The 21,433-nt window shown below is 65.8% G+C and carries 15 protein-coding genes; 7 read left to right on the top strand and 8 right to left on the bottom strand.

Annotated features, from left to right (window positions below; genetic code table 11):
- Positions 1-321 precede the first annotated feature (321 nt).
- On the top strand, positions 322-828 hold the full coding sequence (locus WDB66_RS07550; protein WP_339397926.1) for a methylated-DNA--[protein]-cysteine S-methyltransferase: 507 nt from the start codon (positions 322-324) through the stop codon (positions 826-828).
- Between the two features lie 16 nt (positions 829-844).
- Here the strand turns inward: WDB66_RS07550 and WDB66_RS07545 are convergent, their stop codons facing one another.
- Positions 845-2,350: a GTPase gene (locus tag WDB66_RS07545; protein WP_339397925.1), complete on the bottom strand. Its 1,506-nt coding sequence runs from the start codon at positions 2,348-2,350 to the stop codon at positions 845-847.
- A gap of 138 nt (positions 2,351-2,488) precedes the next feature.
- Between WDB66_RS07545 and WDB66_RS07540 the strand changes: the two genes are divergently transcribed.
- Positions 2,489-6,031 (top strand): hybrid sensor histidine kinase/response regulator, encoded by a 3,543-nt coding sequence (locus WDB66_RS07540; RefSeq protein WP_339397924.1) that lies wholly within the window; start codon positions 2,489-2,491, stop codon positions 6,029-6,031.
- Between the two features lie 213 nt (positions 6,032-6,244).
- On the opposite strand, the gene rnk is transcribed toward WDB66_RS07540, so the two are convergent.
- Both rnk and oxyR read right to left on the bottom strand, forming a co-directional pair.
- On the bottom strand, positions 6,245-6,664 hold the full coding sequence (gene rnk / locus WDB66_RS07535) for a nucleoside diphosphate kinase regulator (RefSeq protein ID WP_339397923.1): 420 nt from the start codon (positions 6,662-6,664) through the stop codon (positions 6,245-6,247).
- Between the two features lie 132 nt (positions 6,665-6,796).
- Positions 6,797-7,747, bottom strand: a complete 951-nt coding sequence (oxyR, locus tag WDB66_RS07530; protein WP_339397922.1) for a DNA-binding transcriptional regulator OxyR — start codon at positions 7,745-7,747, stop codon at positions 6,797-6,799.
- A gap of 296 nt (positions 7,748-8,043) precedes the next feature.
- On the opposite strand from oxyR, the gene aspS reads away from it, so the two are divergent.
- On the top strand, positions 8,044-9,792 hold the full coding sequence (gene aspS / locus WDB66_RS07525; protein ID WP_339397921.1) for an aspartate--tRNA ligase: 1,749 nt from the start codon (positions 8,044-8,046) through the stop codon (positions 9,790-9,792).
- A 168-nt stretch (positions 9,793-9,960) separates the two neighbouring features.
- A complete protein-coding gene (locus WDB66_RS07520) occupies positions 9,961-10,605 on the top strand; it encodes a hypothetical protein (RefSeq protein ID WP_339397920.1) in 645 nt (214 codons plus the stop codon).
- Between the two features lie 155 nt (positions 10,606-10,760).
- Here WDB66_RS07520 and WDB66_RS07515 read toward each other — a convergent pair whose 3' ends face one another.
- Positions 10,761-12,827 (bottom strand): DUF7452 domain-containing protein, encoded by a 2,067-nt coding sequence (locus tag WDB66_RS07515; protein WP_339397919.1) that lies wholly within the window; start codon positions 12,825-12,827, stop codon positions 10,761-10,763.
- A gap of 202 nt (positions 12,828-13,029) precedes the next feature.
- Between WDB66_RS07515 and tldD the strand changes: the two genes are divergently transcribed.
- The gene (gene tldD, locus WDB66_RS07510) at positions 13,030-14,472 is read left to right on the top strand and encodes a metalloprotease TldD (protein ID WP_489670836.1); all 1,443 of its coding nucleotides are present in this window, start codon (positions 13,030-13,032) and stop codon (positions 14,470-14,472) included.
- 64 nt (positions 14,473-14,536) lie between these two features.
- Here tldD and yjgA read toward each other — a convergent pair whose 3' ends face one another.
- Entirely contained in the window at positions 14,537-15,169 is a 633-nt protein-coding gene (gene yjgA / locus WDB66_RS07505) for a ribosome biogenesis factor YjgA (protein ID WP_339397918.1), read from the bottom strand.
- A 199-nt stretch (positions 15,170-15,368) separates the two neighbouring features.
- Here yjgA and pmbA point away from each other — a divergent pair, with 199 nt between their 5' ends.
- The gene (gene pmbA, locus WDB66_RS07500; protein ID WP_339397981.1) at positions 15,369-16,706 is read left to right on the top strand and encodes a metalloprotease PmbA; all 1,338 of its coding nucleotides are present in this window, start codon (positions 15,369-15,371) and stop codon (positions 16,704-16,706) included.
- A gap of 151 nt (positions 16,707-16,857) precedes the next feature.
- The gene (locus WDB66_RS07495; protein WP_339397917.1) at positions 16,858-17,235 is read left to right on the top strand and encodes a DUF4870 domain-containing protein; all 378 of its coding nucleotides are present in this window, start codon (positions 16,858-16,860) and stop codon (positions 17,233-17,235) included.
- Positions 17,236-17,450: 215 nt separating this feature from the next.
- Here the strand turns inward: WDB66_RS07495 and rlmM are convergent, their stop codons facing one another.
- From rlmM to WDB66_RS07480, 3 genes are all read right to left on the bottom strand, one after another.
- Positions 17,451-18,548 carry a 23S rRNA (cytidine(2498)-2'-O)-methyltransferase RlmM gene (rlmM, locus tag WDB66_RS07490; protein ID WP_339397916.1) on the bottom strand — a complete coding sequence of 366 codons (1,098 nt, stop codon included), beginning with the start codon at positions 18,546-18,548 and terminating at the stop codon, positions 17,451-17,453.
- An 8-nt stretch (positions 18,549-18,556) separates the two neighbouring features.
- Entirely contained in the window at positions 18,557-19,114 is a 558-nt protein-coding gene (locus tag WDB66_RS07485) for a nucleoside deaminase (RefSeq protein ID WP_339397915.1), read from the bottom strand.
- A 304-nt stretch (positions 19,115-19,418) separates the two neighbouring features.
- Positions 19,419-21,425 (bottom strand): M13 family metallopeptidase, encoded by a 2,007-nt coding sequence (locus tag WDB66_RS07480; RefSeq protein ID WP_339397914.1) that lies wholly within the window; start codon positions 21,423-21,425, stop codon positions 19,419-19,421.
- Positions 21,426-21,433 lie beyond the last annotated feature (8 nt).

Raw genomic sequence — 21,433 nt, 5'->3', positions numbered from 1 at the left:
GATGTCGGGTGAAGGGTTTGCCGCACGCTGTGCATTGCCGACACGCAGGTGAATCGCATACGTGGGCAATGTTCTTGACTGCCGCTCTCTCCCGGGAAGGCAAGGCTGGGGTGGATGGCGCAAAGCGCGGCTTCCGCTTCTGCGGACAGGCAAAAGCCACTTGCCACAGCGCAGCTCGCATCACCTCAATCCGCTTCGCCGACGAGGGCAAGCAGGCGCACACGTCGAGGACATTGCACACGGAGGCGCGCACCCGCGTGCCTCGACACGGGCCTGAACGGCGGGCGCCGCAGGCCATGGGTTCCACTTCCGGAGTTCGCCATGAAAGCCACCGTGACGCTTCGTCGCATGCATCGGATCCAGACACCGCTGGGTGGCCTCACCTTGGCGGCCACCGATCAGGGATTGTTCGGTGCCTGGTTCGACCAGCAAAGCCACCGTCCCGGCATGGAGGATTGGGTGATGGCACCGGATGATCCGCTGCTGCAACGCGCCGCGCACCAGGTGGGCGAATATTTTGCCGGTGCGCGCAAGGCATTCGATCTGCCGCTGGATCTGTCGCGCGGAACCCTGTTCCAGCAACAGGTCTGGCGCTCGCTGGTGCAGGTGCCATACGGCACGACCACCAGTTACGCGCTATTGGCCGCCCAGCTGGGTCGACCGCGTGCGGTGCGCGCCGTGGGCGCAGCAATCGGGCGCAACCCGATGTGCGTGATCCTGCCCTGCCACCGCGTGCTGGGCGCCGATGGCTCCTTGACCGGCTATGCCGGCGGGCTGGATCGCAAACGCAAGCTGCTGGCGCTGGAGTCCGGCGCGCCTGTGGGCTGAAGCCGGCCGCACGGCCTCAGTTTTTTTCTGACTGGGGTGGGTCGTTCCTGGCCGCCTCGCGACTTTCCAGCGCCAGCCGCGCCAGCGTCAGCAGGCGTTCGGAGGAGGGCATCGACAGGCGCTGGTGGAAGGCTTCCAGGGTGGCGTCGCGGTCCAGTTCGCGGGTGTTGGCCAGGGTTTGCGCCAGCGCGTGGCCGAGGCTGTCGAAGATCAGGCCGTAGGCCACCGCATGCACCAGGCCGCCGCCGAGCGTGCCGAAGCCGGGGAAGGCCTTCAGCGCATTGCCGACCACCGCCAGCGTAATCGAGGTGCCGGTGCGCAGCAGGCCGCCGGCGCGGCTGATCAGGTCGTCGATATCGACATCGCGCGCGCGCAGGCCGTGGATCTGGCACAGCTCGCGCGTCAGCGCGGTGGCCAGTGCGCCCTGGATCACCAGATCGGTGCCGGGCGCGACGGCAGCCAGCGCGCCGAGCACGGCACGGCGGGTGTAGCGCTCGATCGCGGCCTGGCTGCGTTCGGCCTGCAGGCGTTGTTCGCCTTCGGCCAAGCGCGTGTCCACGTGCGAGAACAGTGCCGCTTCGCGTCCTGGTTCCAGCGCTTCGGCACCGAGCGCGGCGATGCGCTGGATCGCGCGTTGCAATTCTTCGATGCGCGCTGGCGCCGGGCGCGTGATCCATTCCTGGCGGCCATCGGGATGTTCGCGCAGCAGTTCTTCCTCGTGCCCGGCCGAGACCGGGATCACCTGGGCTTGAAGATGCGCACTGCGCTCGCGCAGGCGCCGGCGCAATGCATCGAGTTGCTCCTGGTCGAAGCGGTCGCTCTTGTTCAAGGCCAGGATGATCGGGCGACCAAAGCGGCCCAGTGCCTCCAGTTCCTGCGCCTGGCTGCGGCCCAGATCGCCATCCACGACATAGACCAGTGCATGCGAACGCGCGGCTTCGGCCTGTGCCAGTGCCAGATGATCGCGGTCGCCGGCTTCGGCGCTGCCGGGCACATCGGCGATGTCCAGCTGGCGGCCATCGGGCAGTTGGCCGCGATGCCGGGTGATCGTGGTGGTGGTGCCGGCGGTGACGCCGATCTGCGGCGCCGTCTCCGGTGCCAGCGCCTTCAGCAGGCTGCTCTTGCCGCTGGAGACCTGTCCGAACAGGCAGACCTGCACGCTGCCTTCACTGCGGCGCCGGTCCAGTTCGGCCAATTCGCTGTGCGCTTCGAATGCTTCCGGTGTTTCCACGCCGATGCGTTCGATGCGTTGCTCCAGTTCGTTCCGGTCCAGCGCCTGCGCGCGCGGCGCACGGCGGCGTGCCGGCCGCAGCAGGCGCCAGATGCCCCAGACCACGCCGGTCAGCAGCAAGACCAGCGCCACCAGGAATAGGATGCCTACCCAGTCCGGCCAGGCCCGCAGCCGGTCCCAGACCGAGAGCGCGGCATCGGTGGCGCGCAGCAGCGTCAGCACCAGCATCGCGGCACCGAGCACGAGCGCGGCGGCAATCAGGAGGCGAAGCGGCTGGCTGGGTCGGGACATGCGGATGCGTCAAGTCGGGAGTGGGCAAGGCACTTTAGCAGTGCCGATGGCGCTGATTCGGGTGCGGTGCGGGCTTGCACCAACGCAGAGGCATTGCGAGGATGCTGCACGGGTGCGAAGGGGCACGAGGGGTATTCGATGATGCGATGGCGGGCGGCACTGGTGGCCGTGTGCGTAGCGTTGAGCGGTGCGCCGGGTGCGATGGAGGTGCCCGAGGCACCGTTGTTCGTGGCGATGACCGGCGCCGATGGTCTGCCGTCCACCTATGCGATGGCGCTGGCCGAAGATGCCACCGGCTATGTCTGGATCGGCACCCAGGACGGTCTGGCGCGTTATGACGGTGTCGAGTTCCACACCTTCCGCCACCGGGTTGGCGATCCGGACTCTCTGCCGACCAACTCGGTGCAGACCTTGCACGTCGATGCTTCCGATCGCCTCTGGGTGGGCACCGAGGGCGGCGGGCTCAGCATGCTGGACGCCGACCGCAGCCGTTTCCGCCATTTTTCTCCCGCCACCGATCCACGCTTCGCGCTGTCCGATGTCTGGGCGATCACGTCCGACGGCAACGGCGTGGTGTGGCTGGGCGGCTATGCCGGCGGCCTGCATCGCTTCGACACCGTCAACGATGTGGTCGAGGTCACCCGCGCCGATCCGGACGGCGGTGGTTTGCCGTCCAACCATGTGCTGGACCTGATGCTGGCATCGGACGGCAAGCTCTATGTGGCCAGCAGCGCCGGCCTTGCGATTCTGCATGAGGGCCGATTCCTGGATGTGCCGCCGTTCGTGCATGAGTCGCCGGGCATGGTGCTGTCGCTCATGGAACACGCGGACGGCTCGATCTGGGTGGGCACCCAGGCGGGCCTGGAAAAGCTGGAGGACGGCCGTTTCAGCCCGGTGTTCGAAGACGAAGCCAATCTCGCGCAGGTCAGCTCCGGCGTGCTCGACATGATGCCCGACCGCAATGGCGGCTACTGGCTGGGCACCCGCGCCGGCCTGCGCCATCTGCGCAACGGCAAGGTGCATGACAGTGCGTCCTACGCCGCGCTGCCCGGTGGCGAGCTGCTGCTGGATATGCTTGAAGACCATGAAGGCGGCTTGTGGTTCGTGCTGCGCAATGTCGGGCTGCGGCGGTTGCCGCCGGACTGGGCGAACTTCTCGCTGCTGCGGGCGGGCGAGGCCGATGTCGGTGGCCTGCACAGCGACCATGCGCCGGGAGTGGCGACCGATGGCAGCGGCGGGCTGTGGCTGATGCATCGCAATACCGTGCTGGAACATGTCTCGGCTCAGGGTGCAGTCACACGCTATCTCGACGATCCGGCGATCCAGGGGCGGATGCTCTCGGGTGCATCGGTGCTGGCACGCGCGGATGGCCGGCTCTGGCTGGGTTATGCACGCGGCCTTGCCTTGTTCGACCCCACCAGCGGTGACGTCCGTTTCTGGTACCCGCAATCGGGCGAGGATGCGCCGCCCGTGGGCAGCGTGGATCTGATGCGCTTTGATGCCGATGGCCAGTTGTGGATATCCACCTATGGCGGCGGGCTGCAATGCCGCGACGAGGACGGCCGCGTGCTTGGAACCTGGCGCATGGGTGAAGACGGCGGTCTGCCGGAAGGCTCGATCGAGGCGATCGACTTCGGCCCGGATGGCGAACCCTGGTTGGCCGGCGATTTCGGCCTGCTGCGCTATGACGTGTCCACCGGCAGTTTTTCCGCGCCGCCGGGGCAGGAGCCGGGCCGCCTGATGGGGCTGGCCTTCACCCCGCAGGGCGAAGCCTGGGTGGCGCGTCTTGGCTATATCGAACGCTATCTGTGGCGTGACGGCGCGCTGCAGCGCGTGGCCCGGATCGGCCCGGAACTGGGCATGCCGGCGGCCGAGGTCGGCGGCCTGGTGGTGGATCAGGTCGGCGATCTGTGGATCACCACGATCCGGGGGCTGTGGCGTTATTCGCGCGATACCGGCGTGCTCGCGCATTTCGGCGTGCTGGATGGGCTGCCGACCGAGGAATTCGTCTGGACACCGCCGCTGATCAGCGACAACGGCATCATCGTGGCGCCCTCGATCCGTGGTGTGGTGGTGTTCGATCCGGCCCGCATCAGCCGCACCCGGACCGAGCCGCGGCTGGTGCTGGAAGAAGTTTCCCTGCTGCGCCCGGAAGGCCGCGCCGTGCTGCCCGGGCAAGGGCCGCTGCAATTAGGTTGGGATGATCGGGAACTGACCGTTACCGCGCGCCTGCTGTCGTTCTCCGATGTACCGTCCAACCGCTACCGCTTCCGCCTGCGCGGTTTCGACGAGCAATGGGTGGATGTGGACGCACGCGGCCAGCGCATCTTCCCGAAACTGCCACCGGGACGCTATCTGCTGGAAATCGTCGGCGGCAACGGCTCGGATGTATGGTCGGCGATGCCGTTGCGGCGCCAGATCCACGTACGCGGGCCGTGGTGGCAGAGCCGCTGGGCCTGGCTGGGTTACGCGCTGGCGCTGCTGGCGCTGCTGGCGGCCGGTTCGGTCGCCTACCGCCGTCGCCTGACCCGCATCCATGCACTGGAAATGGCGCAGCGCCAGGCCGAATGGGCCGAGCGCGCCTCACGCGCCAAGAGCAGCTTCCTGGCCACGATGGGGCACGAGATCCGCACTCCGATGACCGGCGTGCTGGGCATGGCCGAACTGCTGCTCAAATCACCGCTGGACGAGCGTCAGCGCGCGCATGTGCAGGCCATCCAGCATTCCGGCGACCTGATGCTGCGTCTGGTCAACGATGCGCTGGATCTGGCCAGGATCGAGGCCGGCAAGCTGGCGTTGGCCGATGAGGTATTCGATGCGCGCGCGCTGGTTGCGCAGGTGATCCAGCTGTCGCAGCCGCAGGCCGAACGCAAGGGGCTGGCGCTGACCGTGGATTTTGCGCCGGACGCGCCGCATTGGCTGTGCGGCGACGGCCAGCGGGTACAGCAGATCGTGCTGAATCTGGTCAACAACGCGGTCAAGTTCACCGCCGAAGGCGAGGTCGCGGTACGGGTTTCCACGATGGAAGACGGTGCTGGCCTCCGGCTGGCAGTGCGCGATACCGGCCCGGGACTGGATGCCGAGCAGCAGGCCCGGCTTTATCAGCGTTTCGAGCAGGGTGAAGGCCATCTGACCGCGCGCCGGCATGGCGGCAGCGGGCTGGGGCTGGCGATCTGCCAGGAACTGGCCGCCGCGATGGACGGCAAAATCAGTGTCGAGAGCCAGCCGGGTAAGGGCGCGACTTTTGTCTTTCAGGCACCGCTGCCGCATGCCGAGGCACCGGCCAGGACGGAATCCGGCGCCGGCTCGGCCAAGGTGGTTGCGCGCGACATCCTGCTGGTGGAGGACGATCCGGTCGTGGCCCAGGTCATCAGCGATCTGCTGCGCGGTCAGGGCCACCATGTGATTCATGCCGGGCACGGGCTGGCGGCGCTGGCGGAACTGCGCGGCCGGCGCTTTTCGCTGGTGCTGATGGATCTGGACCTGCCCGGCCTCAATGGATTCGAGATTGCGCGTCTGATCAACAACGAGCCGGATCCGCCACCGATCGTGGCCTTGACCGCACGCGCTGACGCCGAGGCCGAGGAACGCGCGCGGCAGGCTGGAATGCAGGGCTTCATGCGCAAACCGGTGCGTGGCGATGATTTGGCCGAACTGCTGCGGCGTTTCGCAGGCGAATGAGCCCAGGCACAACGGTCACCGGCAGGTCGGCAGAACGCCGCACCTGCACGGAGGTATTTCCATACGGCCTACGCAAAGCCGCGCCGGGATCAATCACCGGCGCGGCCTCGTGTTTCGGGGGATTGGGAAATGGGCACCGGTGGTGCCCGCTGCGGAATCAGCTGCAGCCGGCGAGGGCGCAGCCTGCATGGCGACGATCCGCGCAGTGCATGGTCACAGCGACAGATCGCCGGAGGCTTCCGGCTGGTATTGGATCGTCGCCACGCGCACGCGCAGCGGTCGGCCATCGGGCGTGTTCCAGTCGATGCTCTGGCCGATCGACAGGCCCAGTAGCGCGGCCCCGATCGGCGCCAGCACCGACACCCGGTTTTCCGCATTGCTGGCGTCTTTCGGATAGACCAGGGTCAGCTCATGCTCCTTGCCGCTGATTTCCTCAATGAAGGTGACGCGCGAGTTCATCGTCACCACATCCGGCGGCATCTGTGACGGTGGCAGGATATTGGCCCGGATGAGCTCATCGCCCAGGCGCTGTGCGGCGTCCTGATCGCGGTAGGCCGGCAACTCCAGCAGGCGTTCAAGACGCGCCAGATCCAGGCTGCTGACAGTGATGGGGGGTTGGGGTGCCGCAGACATTAGCAATATCCCTCGGGATCGAAGTGAAGAAGGCGGCGCGAGTGCGCCGCCTTCCAAAGTCAGTTGTCGTGTGCGGGCAGGCTACATTGGACGCCGGTGGCTTTCAATCGGTATGGGCCGGCTACGGCGATTTCAGGGTACGGGCGTGTTTGAATCCCGCGCCTGCAGCGGCGCGGCCGATGTTGCATCAAACAGCGATGCCGGCAATTGCCGGAACAGCCCGGCCAGTTCCAGCAGAAACGCGGCCATCGCCGAACTACGGCGCCACACCATCGCGATGCGCCGGTGCGGCGGTGGGTTGCGGAACGGTACCAGCACAATGTCGTTGGACGGCGGCACCGGCGGCGCCACCGCCAGCTGCGGCAGCAAGGTGATGCCGACCCCGGCCGCGACCATCTGGCGCAGGGTTTCCAGGCTGGTGGCGCGGAAACCGGATTTCTCGCTGGCACCGGCCAGTTGGCAGACATCCAACGCCTGTTCGCGCAGGCAATGGCCGTCTTCCAGCAGCAGCAGGCTTTCCTCGTGCAGATCGTCGAGCGAGATCGAGCGGCGCTGCGCCAGTGTGTGGTCGGCTGGTACCGCCAGTTGGAAGGGTTCCTCGAACAGGAATTCCACGTGCAGCTGATCGTCAGGCAGCGGCAGCGCCAGGATCGCCGCGTCGATTTTGCCGTGACGCAGCTGGGCCAGCAGCACCTCGGTCTTTTCCTCGGCCAGCAGCAGTTCCAGCTTCGGGAAGCGGTCGCGGATGCGGGTGATCACGTGCGGCAGCAGATACGGCCCCAATGTCGGAAAAATCCCCAGCCGCACGCTGCCGGCTTCCGGATCGGCCGAACGCCGCGCCGCTTCGCGCAGGGCATCGATTTCGGCCAGGATGCGGCGTGCGCGGTCGGCGATGTCGTGCCCGATCGGGGTCAGCATCACACGGCGCGGCGCGCGTTCGATCAGCGCCACGCCCAGTTCGTCCTCCAACTTACGGATCTGGGTGGAAAGCGTCGGCTGGCTGACGAAACTGGCCGCCGCCGCCCGCCCGAAATGGCGGTGCTCGGCCAGTGCAACCAGGTAGCGCAGATCGCGGATGTTCATCGGGAGCCTGTGGGCGGATCAAGGTGGAAAAGATGGGGCCGCTCCAGCCTAGCGCAAGCGCCGCCCGGCGGCAGCGGGCCTGCGCGCGAGCCTGATGCGGGGCGTAATCGGCAGAGCCCGGCGTGGTCGACGCCGTTCCTGCAATGGTGATCCGGTCGATGAATCGCTGGGATTCTGAACCTGATCGTTGCCTGCGCGGCGGCCGGCCGATAGCATTTCATCCCTTTGCCCCCCGCGATCCCGCGCCAATCCCCGGCCGGTGAACGGCGCGGGCGCTTTTCCTCCCGGAGCTTTGCATGCGTACCCATTACTGCGGTCTCGTCGACGAGACCCTGATCGGCCAGTCCGTGACCTTGTGCGGCTGGGCCGACGTTGCCCGCAACCTTGGCGGGGTCTGCTTCATCGACCTGCGCGACCATGAGGGCATCGTGCAGATCGTGGCCGAGCCGGATCAGGGCGAGGTGTTCGATGTGGCGGCGCAGGTGGGCTACGAATATTGCCTGCGCATCAGCGGCACGGTGCGTGCTCGTCATGCGGTGAACGACAAGCTGCGTTCGGGCAAGGTGGAAGTGGTGGCCACCCAAATCGAAATCCTCAACAAGGCCGATACGCTGCCGTTCTACATGCACGAAACGCCCGGCGAGGAAGCGCGTCTGACCTATCGTTACCTCGACCTGCGTCGCCCGGAGATGCAGCGCATGCAGCGCACCCGCATCGCGCTGGTGCAGGCGCTGCGACGCTGGCTGGATGCACGCGGTTTCCAGGACATCGAAACCCCGATCCTGACCAAGGCCACGCCGGAGGGCGCGCGCGATTTCCTCGTGCCGGCGCGCATGCACGAGGGCGAGTTCTACGCATTGCCGCAGAGCCCGCAGCTGTTCAAGCAGATCCTGATGGTGGCCGGCTTCGACCGTTACTACCAGATTGCGCGCTGCTTCCGCGACGAGGCCCTGCGCGCCGACCGCCAGCTCGAATTCACCCAGCTGGACATGGAGTTTGCGTGGGTGGATGAAGCCACGGTACAGGGCACGACCGAGGAGCTGATTCGGCATGTGTTCAAGGAAGTGATCGGGGTGGAGCTGGCCGATCCATTCCCGCGCATGACCTGGCATGAGGCGATGCGCCGCTTCGGCTCGGACAAGCCGGATCTGCGCATCGCGCTGGAACTGGTGGACGTGGCCGAATTGGTGCGTGAGTGCGAATTCAAGGTCTTCACCGATGCCGCGGGCCAGGACGACGGGCGTGTCGCGGCATTGCGCATTCCCGGTGGCGCGCGACTGTCACGCAAGCAGATCGACGAATATGCCGCGCACGCCGCCAAGTACGGCGCCAAGGGGCTGGCCTACGCCAAGCTTGGCGAGGATGGCGCGATCAATTCGCCGATCCAGAAATTCTTCCCGGAAGATGCCTTCGCTGCGCTGCTGGCGCATTGCGGTGCGCAGAACGGCGACATCGTGTTCTTCGGTGCCGGCGCGTTCGGTGTCGTCAGCGACTTCATGGGCGCGCTGCGGCTGAAGGCCGGCAAGGACTTCGAACTGGTCGAAAGCAGCTGGCGCCCGCTGTGGGTCACCGACTTCCCGATGTTCGAATGGGACGCCGAGGAAAACCGCCACGTCGCCTTGCACCACCCGTTCACCGCACCGGCGGTGGACGACATTGCCGAACTCAAGGCCAACGCGAAAACCGCCGTCTCGCGCGGTTATGACATGGTGCTCAACGGCAATGAAATCGGCGGCGGCTCGATCCGTATCCACCGCAGCGATATGCAGAGCGCCGTGTTCGAACTGCTCGGCATCGATGAAGAAGAAGCCCAGGCCAAGTTCGGCTTCCTGCTCGACGCGCTGCGCTTCGGCGCGCCGCCGCACGGCGGTGTTGCCTTCGGCATCGACCGCATCGCCGCATTGATGGCCGGCACCGAATCCATCCGCGACGTGATCCCGTTCCCCAAGACCACCACCGCCCAATGCCTGATGACCGGCGCCCCCTCGCCGATCCCGGATGCGCAACTGGCGGAACTGCATGTGCGGGTGCGGGAGAAGGAGTGATGTAATTCGCGTGGCAAAGGTTGTAGCGACCCCGGCTGCTGCAACCACGCTGCTGTTTTGCGTCACGCGTGATGCGGCGGGATGGATGGCGGACGTTTCCGGCATGGGCGCCTTGCCAGTTGCCAGGCAGGGCTGCATGCTGACTCCAGTCCCATTACGGCAGGCAACATGTTCCCGTCCGGCGAGCTGAAGGAAAAATTCCGGCCGCAACTGGATGCGGAAACCCCCGAACAATGGCGGGTGCGCATCCATCGCGCGATCAGCTGGCTGGCCCGCTCGGAGCAGGAACACGAGGATACCGACGCGCGCTTTATCTTCCAGTGGATCGCGCTCAATGCCGTCTACGCGCAGGCTTTCACCGATACCACCGAACGCGAGCGCGCGCGCCGCTTCATCGACACCCTGGTGGCGCTGGATGTGCAGGGTCGGCTGCATGATGTGCTGTTCAGCCAGTTCAGCGGCCCGATCCGGACTCTGCTGGACAACCATTTCGTGTTCGAACCGTTCTGGATTGCTCTGCGCGATCATGATTCCAGTGACGGGTGGGAGCGCAGTTTCAGGGCCAGCCGCAAGGTTGCCCTGACCGCCGTGATGAATGGCGACACCGCCACCGTGCTGTCGGTCGTGTTCGACCGGCTCTATGTGCTGCGCAACCAGCTTGTGCATGGCGGCGCGACGTGGAGCAGCCGCGTCAACCGGAACCAGCTCAAGGATGCCGTCGCCATCCTCGGCGCACTGGTGCCCGTGGTGATTGCGGTGATGCTGGAACACCCGGATGCAGATTTTGGCGAGGTGTTGTATCCGGTGGTGTGATGGCCTGGACAGGTCGCCCCATGCGATTTTGATTGCTGCTATTCCGCAGCCCGCTTTCCTGTATTGGGCACCGGTCGGCTATCCACCTTGTCCACATGGATCGTTGCTGGAACGGGATGCGATCCATGTGGACAGTGCTGGTGATATGCGACCACCTACTCGAAACCATCATAGAAGAGCGGACCACCACAGGTTTCCGCCTGGGCCGGGTTGACCAGCACGTGGAAGCGGCTGCCGACGGGCATACCGTTGTAGTCGTAGATCTGCCAGCGGCTTTCCGAGGTGGAGTATTCCATGTCGAAGTCGCTGTCATCGACATGGGTGAGCATGCGTGTGATCACCGGTTGCGCACAAGGATTGCCATTGAGCAGCGGGTGATCCAGCCGCATCGCATCGCTGCCGATCATGTTGCCGGCGGTTGCGGTGGCACGAAACACGTTGGGGCTGGGCAACTGGGCGTAGATGCTGAAACCCACGTTGAGCGGCATGGCCTGGGTGGTATCCAGATTGGTCACGTACCAGGCTCCACTGCCGAGCAGCGCGAAATAGAGCACGCCGGTATGCCGTGGATTGGCGGCTGCGCCGGTGTTGTAGTTCTGCATCGCGAACACGATCAGGTCCGGGTTGTCGGTCAGATCCAGAGCGCTGCTGGCATTGGTAGTGTTGTCGGCGGTGGTCGTATGACGTGATACGCCGCTGCCAGCCCCGGCCGCAAAGACGTTGTAACGCGCACTCAGTGGCATGTCGATCGTGCTGTTCTTGTTGTAGAGGCTCCATACGCCGCTGAACTCCCAGCTGCCTATCGGCTGGCCGCTTTCCAGGGTGACACCGGAGATGTAATGCGAGGTGGCGAACAGGTTGGCACCAGACTGGTCGTTGATCGCCGGGTGTGTGAGCGAGGTGATGTGGCCGGATCTGTTGTCTGCGGTGACGGCGTGCGAGAAGCTAAAGTCGCCGTATTCGTAGGCGCCGATGTCCACGCGGCCGTCACCGATGGTGGCCGGCGTCTTTTTCTTGAAGCGCCGCAGACCGTCGGCATCGGTGCTGGGCAGACCGTTGAAAATCAATCCGAGCCCCAGCGCGGCGTTGTCGCCGGCATCGATGGCCGGCGAGTCCGGAGCCAGGCGGGCGTCGTTCTGGCCGTTCAGCCTGGCCGGCGCGGTGAGGGTGCTGGCGTCCATTGTTATTCCGAAAACGTTGCCGTTGACGAGGTTGTTGGAGTTGGTGATGCCCGCGACAACGACGGGTGCGATGTGGATGGCCTGTGCGGCGACGAGGAGGTTGTTGTAGAGCATGCCGCTGAGCTGGCCATCGGTGCCATCGACGGTCCAGTGTCCGGCGTCGATGGCGGTCTGGACCCGAGTGACGGTGTTGTTGATCAGTTGTGCGTCGATCTGTCCATGGGAGAGCCCCAGCCGGATGCCAAGATCCAGCGTCTTGCCGCCGCCGATGACCACGTTGTTGTAGACACGCGCATCGAAGCTGACAGGGCTCGGGAAGTCCGGGCTGCCTTCCGCGAGCGTGATGCTGCCGGTACGGAAAGACCCTCGCACCGTGTTGCCGTGCAGCTTGACGCTGCCATCGCTGCCGCTTCCGTAATACTGGGCATAGATGCCGGCACCGCCGCCGTCGCCCGCCGTGGTGCGCATGACGTGGTTGTAGTACGCCCTGGCGTGCAGCGTGCCTCCATTTCTGGATCGCAGGTCGATCAGGCCGCCCCAGTAAAAAGGTGGGCTGCCGTCGATCCGGTTGTCGTACAGCATGGCATCGACCGTGCCACTGTTGGCATCTACCTGAATGCCGGGTTTTCCTGATGGCTGGGAAATGCTTAATTCGCGGAAGTCGAAGCTCGCGTTTCCAGTGCCCGTATAGCTCGCCGACACATGCCCGCCCTCGAAGCGGATCCTGCTCAGGTTCAGGCCGATGTCACCGTCGTAGTCGCTGTTGTAGACGGTCACGTAGGCGTTCTGGAAGACCGGGCTATAGCCATCGGCGGCGGTCAGGGTGAGGTGTTTGTTCTGCACGCCCACGGAGACGGTGATGGGCGTGTCGGTGGCGATCTCGATGCGGTCGTTGTCGGCGGCGGCATTGATGCAGGCTTGCAGCACGCCGGCACAGGGAGGTGTGCCGGGCCAGGTATGGGTGGCCGCGAGGGCGGATCCGGCCAGCAGCAGGGCGAGGATTGGCAGGCAGATCGACGGCAGCAGGGTTCGCAGGGGCATGGCGGTTCTCCGGAGTAGGGCGGTTTCCTGCTCAATCGGAAAACAGTGATGGAATTAGCCAAAGCTGCGGGCATGGAGCCGGAAATGGTCACCGAACCGGCCTTGCATGCCTTGAGACCGGCCCGTTCAGCGCCCATGTCCGGCATCATGCCGACCGATTCCGGATCATCCGGCACCCGACTTTCTGCGAGGTTTCCCCCTGATGACTTCTTCCCTGGCCTTGGCGCAGTCGCGCCTGCTGGCGCCCGCCGGGCTTGCCGCGTCCGATCTTGAACACGCTTTCGGGCGTCTGATGGGGCCGGGCGTGGATACCGCTGATCTGTATTTCCAGCATTCGCGCCAAGAGAGCTGGGCGATGGAGGATGGCATCGTCAAGAGCGGTTCGCACTCGATTGAACAAGGCGTGGGCGTGCGGGCAATGGCGGGTGAGAAGACCGGTTTCGCCTATTCGGACGAACTGCGGCTGCCGGCGTTGCTGGAAGCCGTCGGTGCGGCGCGGGCGATTGCGCGCAGTGGTCGGACCTTGCCCGGTGCCGGACTGGCGCTGCGGCAGGCGCCGGCGCTGTATCCGGCGATCGATCCGGTCGAAAGCCTGGACAGCGAGGCCAAGGTGCGGGTGCTGCGTGAGATCGACGCCTATCTGCGCGCCAAGGATCCCTGCGTGACGCAGGTGATGGTGAGCCTGGCGGCGACGCTGGACACGGTGCTGGTGGCGCGTTCGGATGGCGTGATGGCCGGCGATGTGCGGCCGCTGGTGCGGCTCAATATCAGCGTGATCGTGGAACGCAACGGGCGTCGTGAGCAGGGCTATGCCGGCGGTGGTGGGCGCTACGGCTATGACGGGTTGCTGCGTGATGGCCGCGCGTTCGCGATGGCTGATGAGGCGTTGCGGCAGGCATTGGTGGCGCTGGAAGCGATTGCCGCGCCGGCCGGTTCAATGCCGGTGGTGCTGGGCCCGGGCTGGCCCGGCGTGATGCTGCACGAAGCCGTCGGGCACGGGCTGGAAGGCGATTTCAATCGCAAGGGCACGTCCACGTATGCCGGGCGCATCGGGCAGAAGGTGGCATCGGAGCTGTGCACCATCGTGGACGACGGCAGCCTGCCGGGGCGGCGCGGTTCGCTCAGCATCGATGACGAAGGCACGCCGACGCAGTGCACCACGCTGATCGAAAACGGCCGCTTGGTCGGCTACATGCAGGACACGATGAACGCGCGCCTGATGGGTGCCACGTCCACCGGCAATGGCCGGCGCGAATCCTTCGCGCATCTGCCGATGCCGCGCATGACCAACACCTACATGCTGGCCGGCAAGGATGATCCGGCCGACATCATCAAGAGCGTCAAGCGTGGGCTGTACGCAGTGAATTTCGGCGGTGGCCAGGTCGATATCACCTCCGGAAAGTTCGTCTTTTCCGCGACCGAGGCCTATCTGATCGAAGACGGCCGGATCACCGCGCCGGTCAAGGGCGCCACGCTGATCGGCAACGGCCCGGAAGCGATGACGCGGGTCAGCATGGTCGGTCACGATCTGGCGCTGGACGAGGGCGTGGGCGTGTGCGGCAAGGAAGGCCAGAGCGTGCCGGTGGGCGTGGGCCAGCCGACGATGAAGATCGACCAGATGACGGTCGGCGGGACGCAGGCGTGAGGTTGGGAGTCGGCTTCTCCCTCACCCACACGCGTGGGGGAGAAGGAGAAAATCGCGCGCTGCGTTATGACGCTGTGTTTTCGTCGTTGAAATCGTCGCCGTTGAAATCGTCGTCGAAGTTTTCAGTACTGCCTTCAGTGGCAGCATCGGTGTTACCGGCTTCATCCTCGTCGACCACTTCTTCGGCCATTAGCGTCTTCAGTTCGCGGAACAGTTCGCGGAAGGCGTGGGGCGGGCGCTGCTTTTCCCGTTCCAGCCGGGCATTGCGCACCAGTTGGCGCAGCTTCTGGCGGTCGGCATCGGGGTGTTGGGCGATGAGTTCGGCCAAGGCCTCGTCGCCTTCTTCCAGAAGCCGCTCGCGCCAGGCTTCGAGCCGGTGCAGGCGGGCGGCTTCGCGGCGGGCGTCGTCGCGGTCGCGTTGCAGCGTGCGACGGATCGCATCAATGACGTCGTCGTCTTCGCGCCGCATGTTCTTGGCTAGGAACTGCAACTGGCGCTTGCGTGCGATCTGCGCGGTGATGCGGCGCGAGTCCTGCACCAGATCGCGCAGGGCATCGGGCATCGGCACGGCGGCCAGTTCGCGCTCGCCCAGCGCCAGCAGGCGCTCGGCCAGTTCCAGTACTTCCAGCGCTTCGCGGCGCTGCTGGCTGCGGCTGGGGCCAAGGAATTCACCGGTTTCTTCGTCGCGACCGCGCATTTTTCTGGGGAATCGGGAATGGGGAAGCGGGAATCGTACAGGCAACGGGATTGGGAGTTGAGGATTGGGGATTCGTACAAGCAGCCAAGGCCGGCTTTTGACGAATCTCCAATCCCCAATTCCGAATCCCAACCTTCAAGGGACACTTCAAGTGAACAACACTTCAGTCACGCAACGGCCCGCACAGGCGGGCAGCGGCATGGTGGATCCGGCCAGCACGCAGGCACGGCTTTCGGAGCTGGCCAGCCAGGTGCTGGACCGCTGCCGCACCCTTGGCGCCTCGCAGGCCGAGCTGGCCTTGAGCGAGGACGCCGGGCTGTCGGTTGGTGTGCGTCTGGGCGAGGTCGAAACGATCGAGTACACGCGTGATCACGGGCTTTCGCTGACGGTCTATTTCGGCCAGCGCAAGGCCAGCGCCAGCACTGCGGATCTGGATCCGGCATCGATCCAGGCCACCATCGATCAGGCCTGCGCGATCGCGCGCCATACCGAAGACGACGCCTGTGCCGGGCTCGCCGATGCGGCGCTCATGGCGCGTGAATTCCCTGATTTCGATCTGTGGCACCCGCTTCCAATGGACGCGGATGCGGCGATCCAGCGGGCATTGGCCTGCGAAGCCGCCGGGCGCGACGCCGACCGGCGCATTGCCAATTCCGAAGGTGCCAACGCGGCCCACGGTCACAGCATTTCGGTCTATGCCAACAGCCACGGTTTCATCGGCGCCGAGTGCGGCACCAGCCACAGTCTTTCGCTGTCGCTGATCGCCGGCGAAGGCGAGCAGATGCAGCGCGATTACTGGTACGACGCGCATTGCCATCAGGGCCTGTTGCAGTCGCCGGAGGAGATCGGCCGGCGCGCGGCGCAGCGCACCGTGGCGCGACTGTCGCCGCGACCGGCACCGACCGGCAGCTTCCCGGTGTTGTTCAGCGCTGAAGTGGCGCGTTCGCTGATCGGGCATCTGCTGGGCGCGGTCTCGGGCGGTGCGCTGTATCGGCGCGCATCGTTCCTGCTGGACCACCTCGGCAAGCCGGTGTTGCCGCGCGGCATCGACCTGATCGAGCGTCCGCATCTGGTGCGCGGCCACCGCTCGGCCGCGTTCGATGCCGAAGGCGTGGCCACGCGCGAATCAGCGCTGGTGCGCGACGGCGTGCTGGAGCGCTATGTGCTGGGCAGCTATTCGGCGCGCAAGCTCGGGCTGGAAAGCACCGCCAATGCCGGCGGCGTGCACAACCTGCAGATCAGCACCGGCACCGATGATATGGCTGCATTGATCCGGGGCATGGGACGCGGCCTGCTGGTCACCGAACTGATGGGGCAGGGCGTCAATACGATCACCGGCGACTACTCGCGCGGCGCCGCCGGATTCTGGGTGGAGAACGGCGAAATCGCCTTCCCGGTGGATGAAGCCACCATCGCCGGCAACCTCAAGGACATGCTGCTGGGCATCGAAGCGGTCGGCGCCGATGTGGACACCCGTTCACATGTGCTGACCGGCTCAATCCTCATCGGAAGAATGATGGTGGCGGGCGGAGAGTGATGCGCCCGCCCATACCTGATTCTCCCGCCAGCCGGCTCTGCAATGAGCAATGGCGGATCGGTGCCGACGTGGTGTAACGTGCCGTCTTTCACTTAGACTTTTCACTCTTCGGCTCCGGCGCTGCCGGGGCACCTTTTAAGGAGAACCGGACATGAGCGATTTCGACACCCAGCCACCGTCAACCGATGCCGTTCCGGCTGACGCCCGCCAATGGGGGCTGTTCGCGCATCTCTCGGCGCTGATTGGCCTGATCATCCCGTTCGGCAACGTGCTCGGTCCGCTGATCATCTGGCAGGTCAAGAAGGCGGAAATGCCGTTCGTCGATGACCAGGGCAAGGAAGCGCTGAACTTCCAGATCACCGTCGCCATCGCGATGCTGATCTGCATCGTGCTTAGCTTCGTGTTGATCGGGCTGTTGCTGTTGCCGATCGTCGGCATCGCAGCGCTGGTGTTCACCATCATCGGTGGCATCAAGGCCAACGAGGGTCAGTACTACCGCTATCCATTCGCGCTGCGTCTGATCAAGTAATCAGCGCAGACGAAGGCTGGACGGAACGGCGTGGCGGGCAACCGCTGCGCCGTTTCTGTTTGCACCGCCTGTCTGCTACGAGATGCAAGCGTTTTCGGCCGTGTAGCCTGGTTAAGGCGAAGCCGCACCCGGAACTGGAGCCGGGCAAACTGCTGGAGCGCTCTGCGCGTCATTGCTCGTCCCGGCTGTGGGATACGTGGCAACAAGGCCGGCCATCAGCTCCAGGCCAACACCGTGATTTCTTCCCGATCGTGGTAGAGCTGGCGGGCGCGGGTTTGTACCGCGACGCCGGCCTCGGCACAGTGTGCGTGGAAGTCGGCGAGGTTGGCCTGCACTTCGGCGTGGCGTTTTTTCATCGGCAGCTTGAGGTTGAACACCGCGCGCCGGCACCACCCGTGGGCGAACCATTCGGCCATGCGTGCGGCGACGCGGCGCGGCTGTTCCACCATGTCGCAAACCATCCAGTCCACCGGCTGTGTCGGTTGCCAGCTGAAACCGTCGGCGCGCAGATGACGCACCAGGCCGGTGGCCAGCAGGCTGTCGGCCAGCGGGCCGTTGTCGATCGCGGTCACGTGGATGTGGTGGCGGGTCAGGATCCAGCTCCAGCCACCCGGCGCGGCGCCCAGATCGACTGCGCTCATGCCCGGCTTCAACCACTGCTCGCGTTCGTCCGGACGCAACAGTATCTGGAAGGCTTCTTCCAGCTTCTGCGCCGAACGGCTCGGCGCCTCCTTTGGCAGACGCAAACGCGGGATGCCCTGCGGCCAGATCCGCTCGCCGCGTGGCTGCGATACCCCGAGCACGGCATGGGTGCCGGAAAAAAAGCACAGATGCAGACAGGGCTGTTGCAGGTCTTCACTGGCTGAAAGCAGACCGGCCTTGCGTAGCGCCGGACGCAGGGCGTTGCCGAAGCTGCGCGCCAACCCGGCCAGCGGGCGCGCCGCGTCCGAATCCGGATGCTCGACGATCAGGCTGCCGAACGGGCGCCATGGCGTATCGGCCAGTGCGGCCAGCATCGGGGTCAGGCGGTCGCTCGGATCCAGCTGCGGCAGATCGGCCAGCACCCGCACGCATTGGCGCGCGAAGATCAGGTTGCGCGGCGGCAGCGCAGGGCGGGCCGTGTTGCGCCCGGCTTCTTCCTCCGGGTCCGCTCCGGTGTTTTCCTGCTGCGCGGCAAGGTCGTGAAACCGGACCCAGCCGCTGCCGCGTTCGGCCTGCGGATAGCCGGCGATCTCGCGCCGCGCTGCCCAGTCGGCGATTTCAGCGGCGGTTTCAGGCTCGAAGCCGGGGCGGCACAGTAGCAGGAGGTTCATGGGTCGGTTCAGTAATGAATACCGCCGCGCTGCGCATAGTGGGCGAGCACGGCACGGGCGTCGTCGCGGGCGATGGCTTCGCGTACGGCGATGCCGCGCTTTTCCAGTTCACCGCGCCAGTCGGCCGGCAGCGGGCCTTCATCGAATTCGGTCAGCTGCATGACATCGGCGGCGCTGGCGCCGATCAGCAGGGTGTCGATACCGGCCCAGAAGGTGGCGCCGTAGCACATGCAGCACGGTTGCGCCGAGGTGGCCAGGGTGACGCCGGGATGGTCCTGGTTGAGGCGCGCGCGGCCGGTGTGGGCCTGTGCGGTCAGGTAGGCCATCATTTCAGCATGCGCGACCGAACACTGTTCGGGCACCACGCGGTTGACGCCGGCGCCGAGCAGCTGGCCTTCGGAATCGAACACGGCGGCACCGAACGGGCCACCGCCGTCCTCGATGTTGTGCTGTGCCAGCGTGATTGCCAATTGCACCTTGCTGGTGTCGTCGGCGTAACGGGCGCGGGTGTCGATGCGCTCGTGGATCCAGGCGGGCAGGGTGAGGCGGGATTCAAGGGTCAGCATGTCTTTCTCGTCCGGGTGCGGCGCAGCGCCGCAGGGGTGGGGTGGGTGGCGCGGAAGTGGATGTTTCCGCAGCCGTTTTCGTGGTTTGTGGCATTCCTGCCGGTGACTGTGCCACGCGAATTCGCGCGCATGAACCGATGCTCATGCGCCAGATTGGTGGCGCGGCTTGCACCGGCAGTGGTCCAGTGCGTTTCCGGGCTGGGCGCGTCGGCACGCGATGGCAATGCTGCAGCCGTGCCGTCGCGCCGAGATGCCCGCGCAGGCATCACGCCGCCGTCCGCGACGCGATGCCTGGGGGAGCGGATCAGAACACCGTCACGCGCTGGTCTTCCGGCCGCATCATCGAAGGTGCGCCGACCTTGCAATCAAACGCTTCGGCGAAGGCGGTCAGATTCGACAGCGGGCCGTTGACGCGCCATTTGGCCGGGGCGTGCACATCGATGCTGGCGCGCAGTTGCAGTTCCTCATCGCGGTAGTTGCGGCGCCACAGCTGCGCATAGGAAAGGTAATAGCGCTTGGCCGCGTCGAGGCTGCCGATGTCCGGTTGCGGGCCGAGCGAATCCAGCGCGAGACGGGCGACTTCGACACCGGCCAGATCGGCGATGTTTTCCGGCAGCGAGAGCTGGCCATTGACCTTGACCTGGCCCAGCACCGGATAGGCGTTGTACTGCTCCACCAGCGGCGCGAAGCGGACGTTGAAGGCATTGATGTCGGCCTCCTGCCACCACGGCGCGATGCGGCCCTGGGCATCGAAGTTGCGGCCGATGCTATCGAAACCGCGCATCAGTTCGTGCGCCACGATGCTGCCCAGCGCGCCGTAGTTGGCGGCGACATCGCCATCCGGATCGAAGATCGGCGCCTGCATCAGGCCGGCCGGCAGCACCAGCTGGTTGCGGGCCGGGTCGTAGTAGACGTTGACCGCATGCGCCGGCTGCGGCCATTGCCATTCTTCACGGGTCTTGTCGATCGCGGCCATATGGTGCTTGTGCAGCCAGGACACGATTGCCAGCACGTTGCCGCCGTAATTGTTCGGGGACAGCTTCAGGCCGGTATAGGGCAGGGCCTGACCGGGGCCGCCGAGCTTGATGTCGACCGAATCGATCTTCTCCAGCGCGGTGATGCGCGCCTGCGTGCCCAGCCACGGCGCTTCGGCCAGTTGCGCGCGCAGCGCGGCCTTGACCGTTTCGACCAGGTTTTCGGCCGCCTGCATCGAGGCCGGAGGGAAATGCGCCTGCAGATAGCGCCGCCCCAAGGCCGGGCCAAGCAGTGTATCCACGCTGGTCAGTACCCGGCGCCAGCGCGGCATCGGCTCCTGCGAGCCGCGCAGGGTGCGCAGGTACATCGCATCGTGCGCCTGCACGAAGCCGCTCGAAAGATACGGCGCCATCGCGTGCGCGACATGGAAGCGCAGATACGCGCGCCACTGCTCCGGCGGCAGCGTGCGCACCAGCGCATCGGCTTCGCGGAAGAACACGGTGTGGGCCAGCGAAATCGTCGTGACGCTGTTGGCCACGCCCTGGGTCCGCAGGAACTTGCGCCACTGTATGCCGGGGAAGGTCTTTTCCAGATCGCGCACCGCGAGGATGCGGTAGGAATTGTTCGGATCGCGCAGCTGTAACAGCGACAGTGATGCCAGCGCCAGCTTCTTTTCGATCGCGACCACGGCCTCGGCTTCGGCCGCAGCGGTCGAAGCCGAGCTGCCGGTCAGGGTCAGCAGACGCTCGACATAACCCTGGTAGGCGGTCAGCAGCAGGCGGGTATCGGCGTCTTCGCGCAGGTAATAGTCGCGGTCGGACAGGCCCAGGCCGCCCTGGTTGGCATAGGCGATGCGGCGTGCCGGGTTTTTCAGGTCATCGCTGGCGCCGAAGTCGAACAACACCGGAATGCCGCGCGTATGCAGATCGGCCAGTGCCGGCGCGACATCGCGCTGGCGGGTGATCTTACCGATGCGTTCCAGCAGCGGCCGCAGCGGTGCGGCGGCGGCGGTTTCGATGGCGGCCTCGTCCATGCCGCTGGCGTACAGGTCGCCGAGCAGGCGGGTGACGTGGTCGTCGCTGTTGGCGGCTGCTTCCACCAGGCTGCGCTGTTGCTGCAGGCCGAGCAGTGCGACTTCCTCGAACGTGCCCCAGCTGGCGAAGCCGGCCGGGATCGGATTGGCACCCAGCCAGCCGCCATTGGCGTGCTGGTAGAAATCGGTGCAGGCCGCAGTGGACGTGTCGAAGTTGCGGGGATCGATGGACTGGGCGGCTCCGGTCGCCGGCAGGGCGAGCGAAAGACCGAGCAGCAGGGCATTGAGTGGCAGGCGGCGCATGGCTTCAG

Source organism: Denitratimonas organivorans, from assembly GCF_037478135.1.
Taxonomy (GTDB): domain Bacteria; phylum Pseudomonadota; class Gammaproteobacteria; order Xanthomonadales; family Xanthomonadaceae; genus Denitratimonas.
This window is presented reverse-complemented; position numbering and strand designations above follow the sequence as displayed.

Coding starts and splice junctions, on each gene's coding strand:
- WDB66_RS07550 (WP_339397926.1), top strand. CDS start 322: ATGAAAGCCACCGTGACGCTTCGTCGCATGCATCGGATCCAGACACCG.
- WDB66_RS07545 (WP_339397925.1), bottom strand. CDS start 2,350: ATGTCCCGACCCAGCCAGCCGCTTCGCCTCCTGATTGCCGCCGCGCTC.
- WDB66_RS07540 (WP_339397924.1), top strand. CDS start 2,489: ATGATGCGATGGCGGGCGGCACTGGTGGCCGTGTGCGTAGCGTTGAGC.
- rnk (WP_339397923.1), bottom strand. CDS start 6,664: ATGTCTGCGGCACCCCAACCCCCCATCACTGTCAGCAGCCTGGATCTG.
- oxyR (WP_339397922.1), bottom strand. CDS start 7,747: ATGAACATCCGCGATCTGCGCTACCTGGTTGCACTGGCCGAGCACCGC.
- aspS (WP_339397921.1), top strand. CDS start 8,044: ATGCGTACCCATTACTGCGGTCTCGTCGACGAGACCCTGATCGGCCAG.
- WDB66_RS07520 (WP_339397920.1), top strand. CDS start 9,961: ATGTTCCCGTCCGGCGAGCTGAAGGAAAAATTCCGGCCGCAACTGGAT.
- WDB66_RS07515 (WP_339397919.1), bottom strand. CDS start 12,827: ATGCCCCTGCGAACCCTGCTGCCGTCGATCTGCCTGCCAATCCTCGCC.
- tldD (WP_489670836.1), top strand. CDS start 13,030: ATGACTTCTTCCCTGGCCTTGGCGCAGTCGCGCCTGCTGGCGCCCGCC.
- yjgA (WP_339397918.1), bottom strand. CDS start 15,169: ATGCGCGGTCGCGACGAAGAAACCGGTGAATTCCTTGGCCCCAGCCGC.
- pmbA (WP_339397981.1), top strand. CDS start 15,369: ATGGTGGATCCGGCCAGCACGCAGGCACGGCTTTCGGAGCTGGCCAGC.
- WDB66_RS07495 (WP_339397917.1), top strand. CDS start 16,858: ATGAGCGATTTCGACACCCAGCCACCGTCAACCGATGCCGTTCCGGCT.
- rlmM (WP_339397916.1), bottom strand. CDS start 18,548: ATGAACCTCCTGCTACTGTGCCGCCCCGGCTTCGAGCCTGAAACCGCC.
- WDB66_RS07485 (WP_339397915.1), bottom strand. CDS start 19,114: ATGCTGACCCTTGAATCCCGCCTCACCCTGCCCGCCTGGATCCACGAG.
- WDB66_RS07480 (WP_339397914.1), bottom strand. CDS start 21,425: ATGCGCCGCCTGCCACTCAATGCCCTGCTGCTCGGTCTTTCGCTCGCC.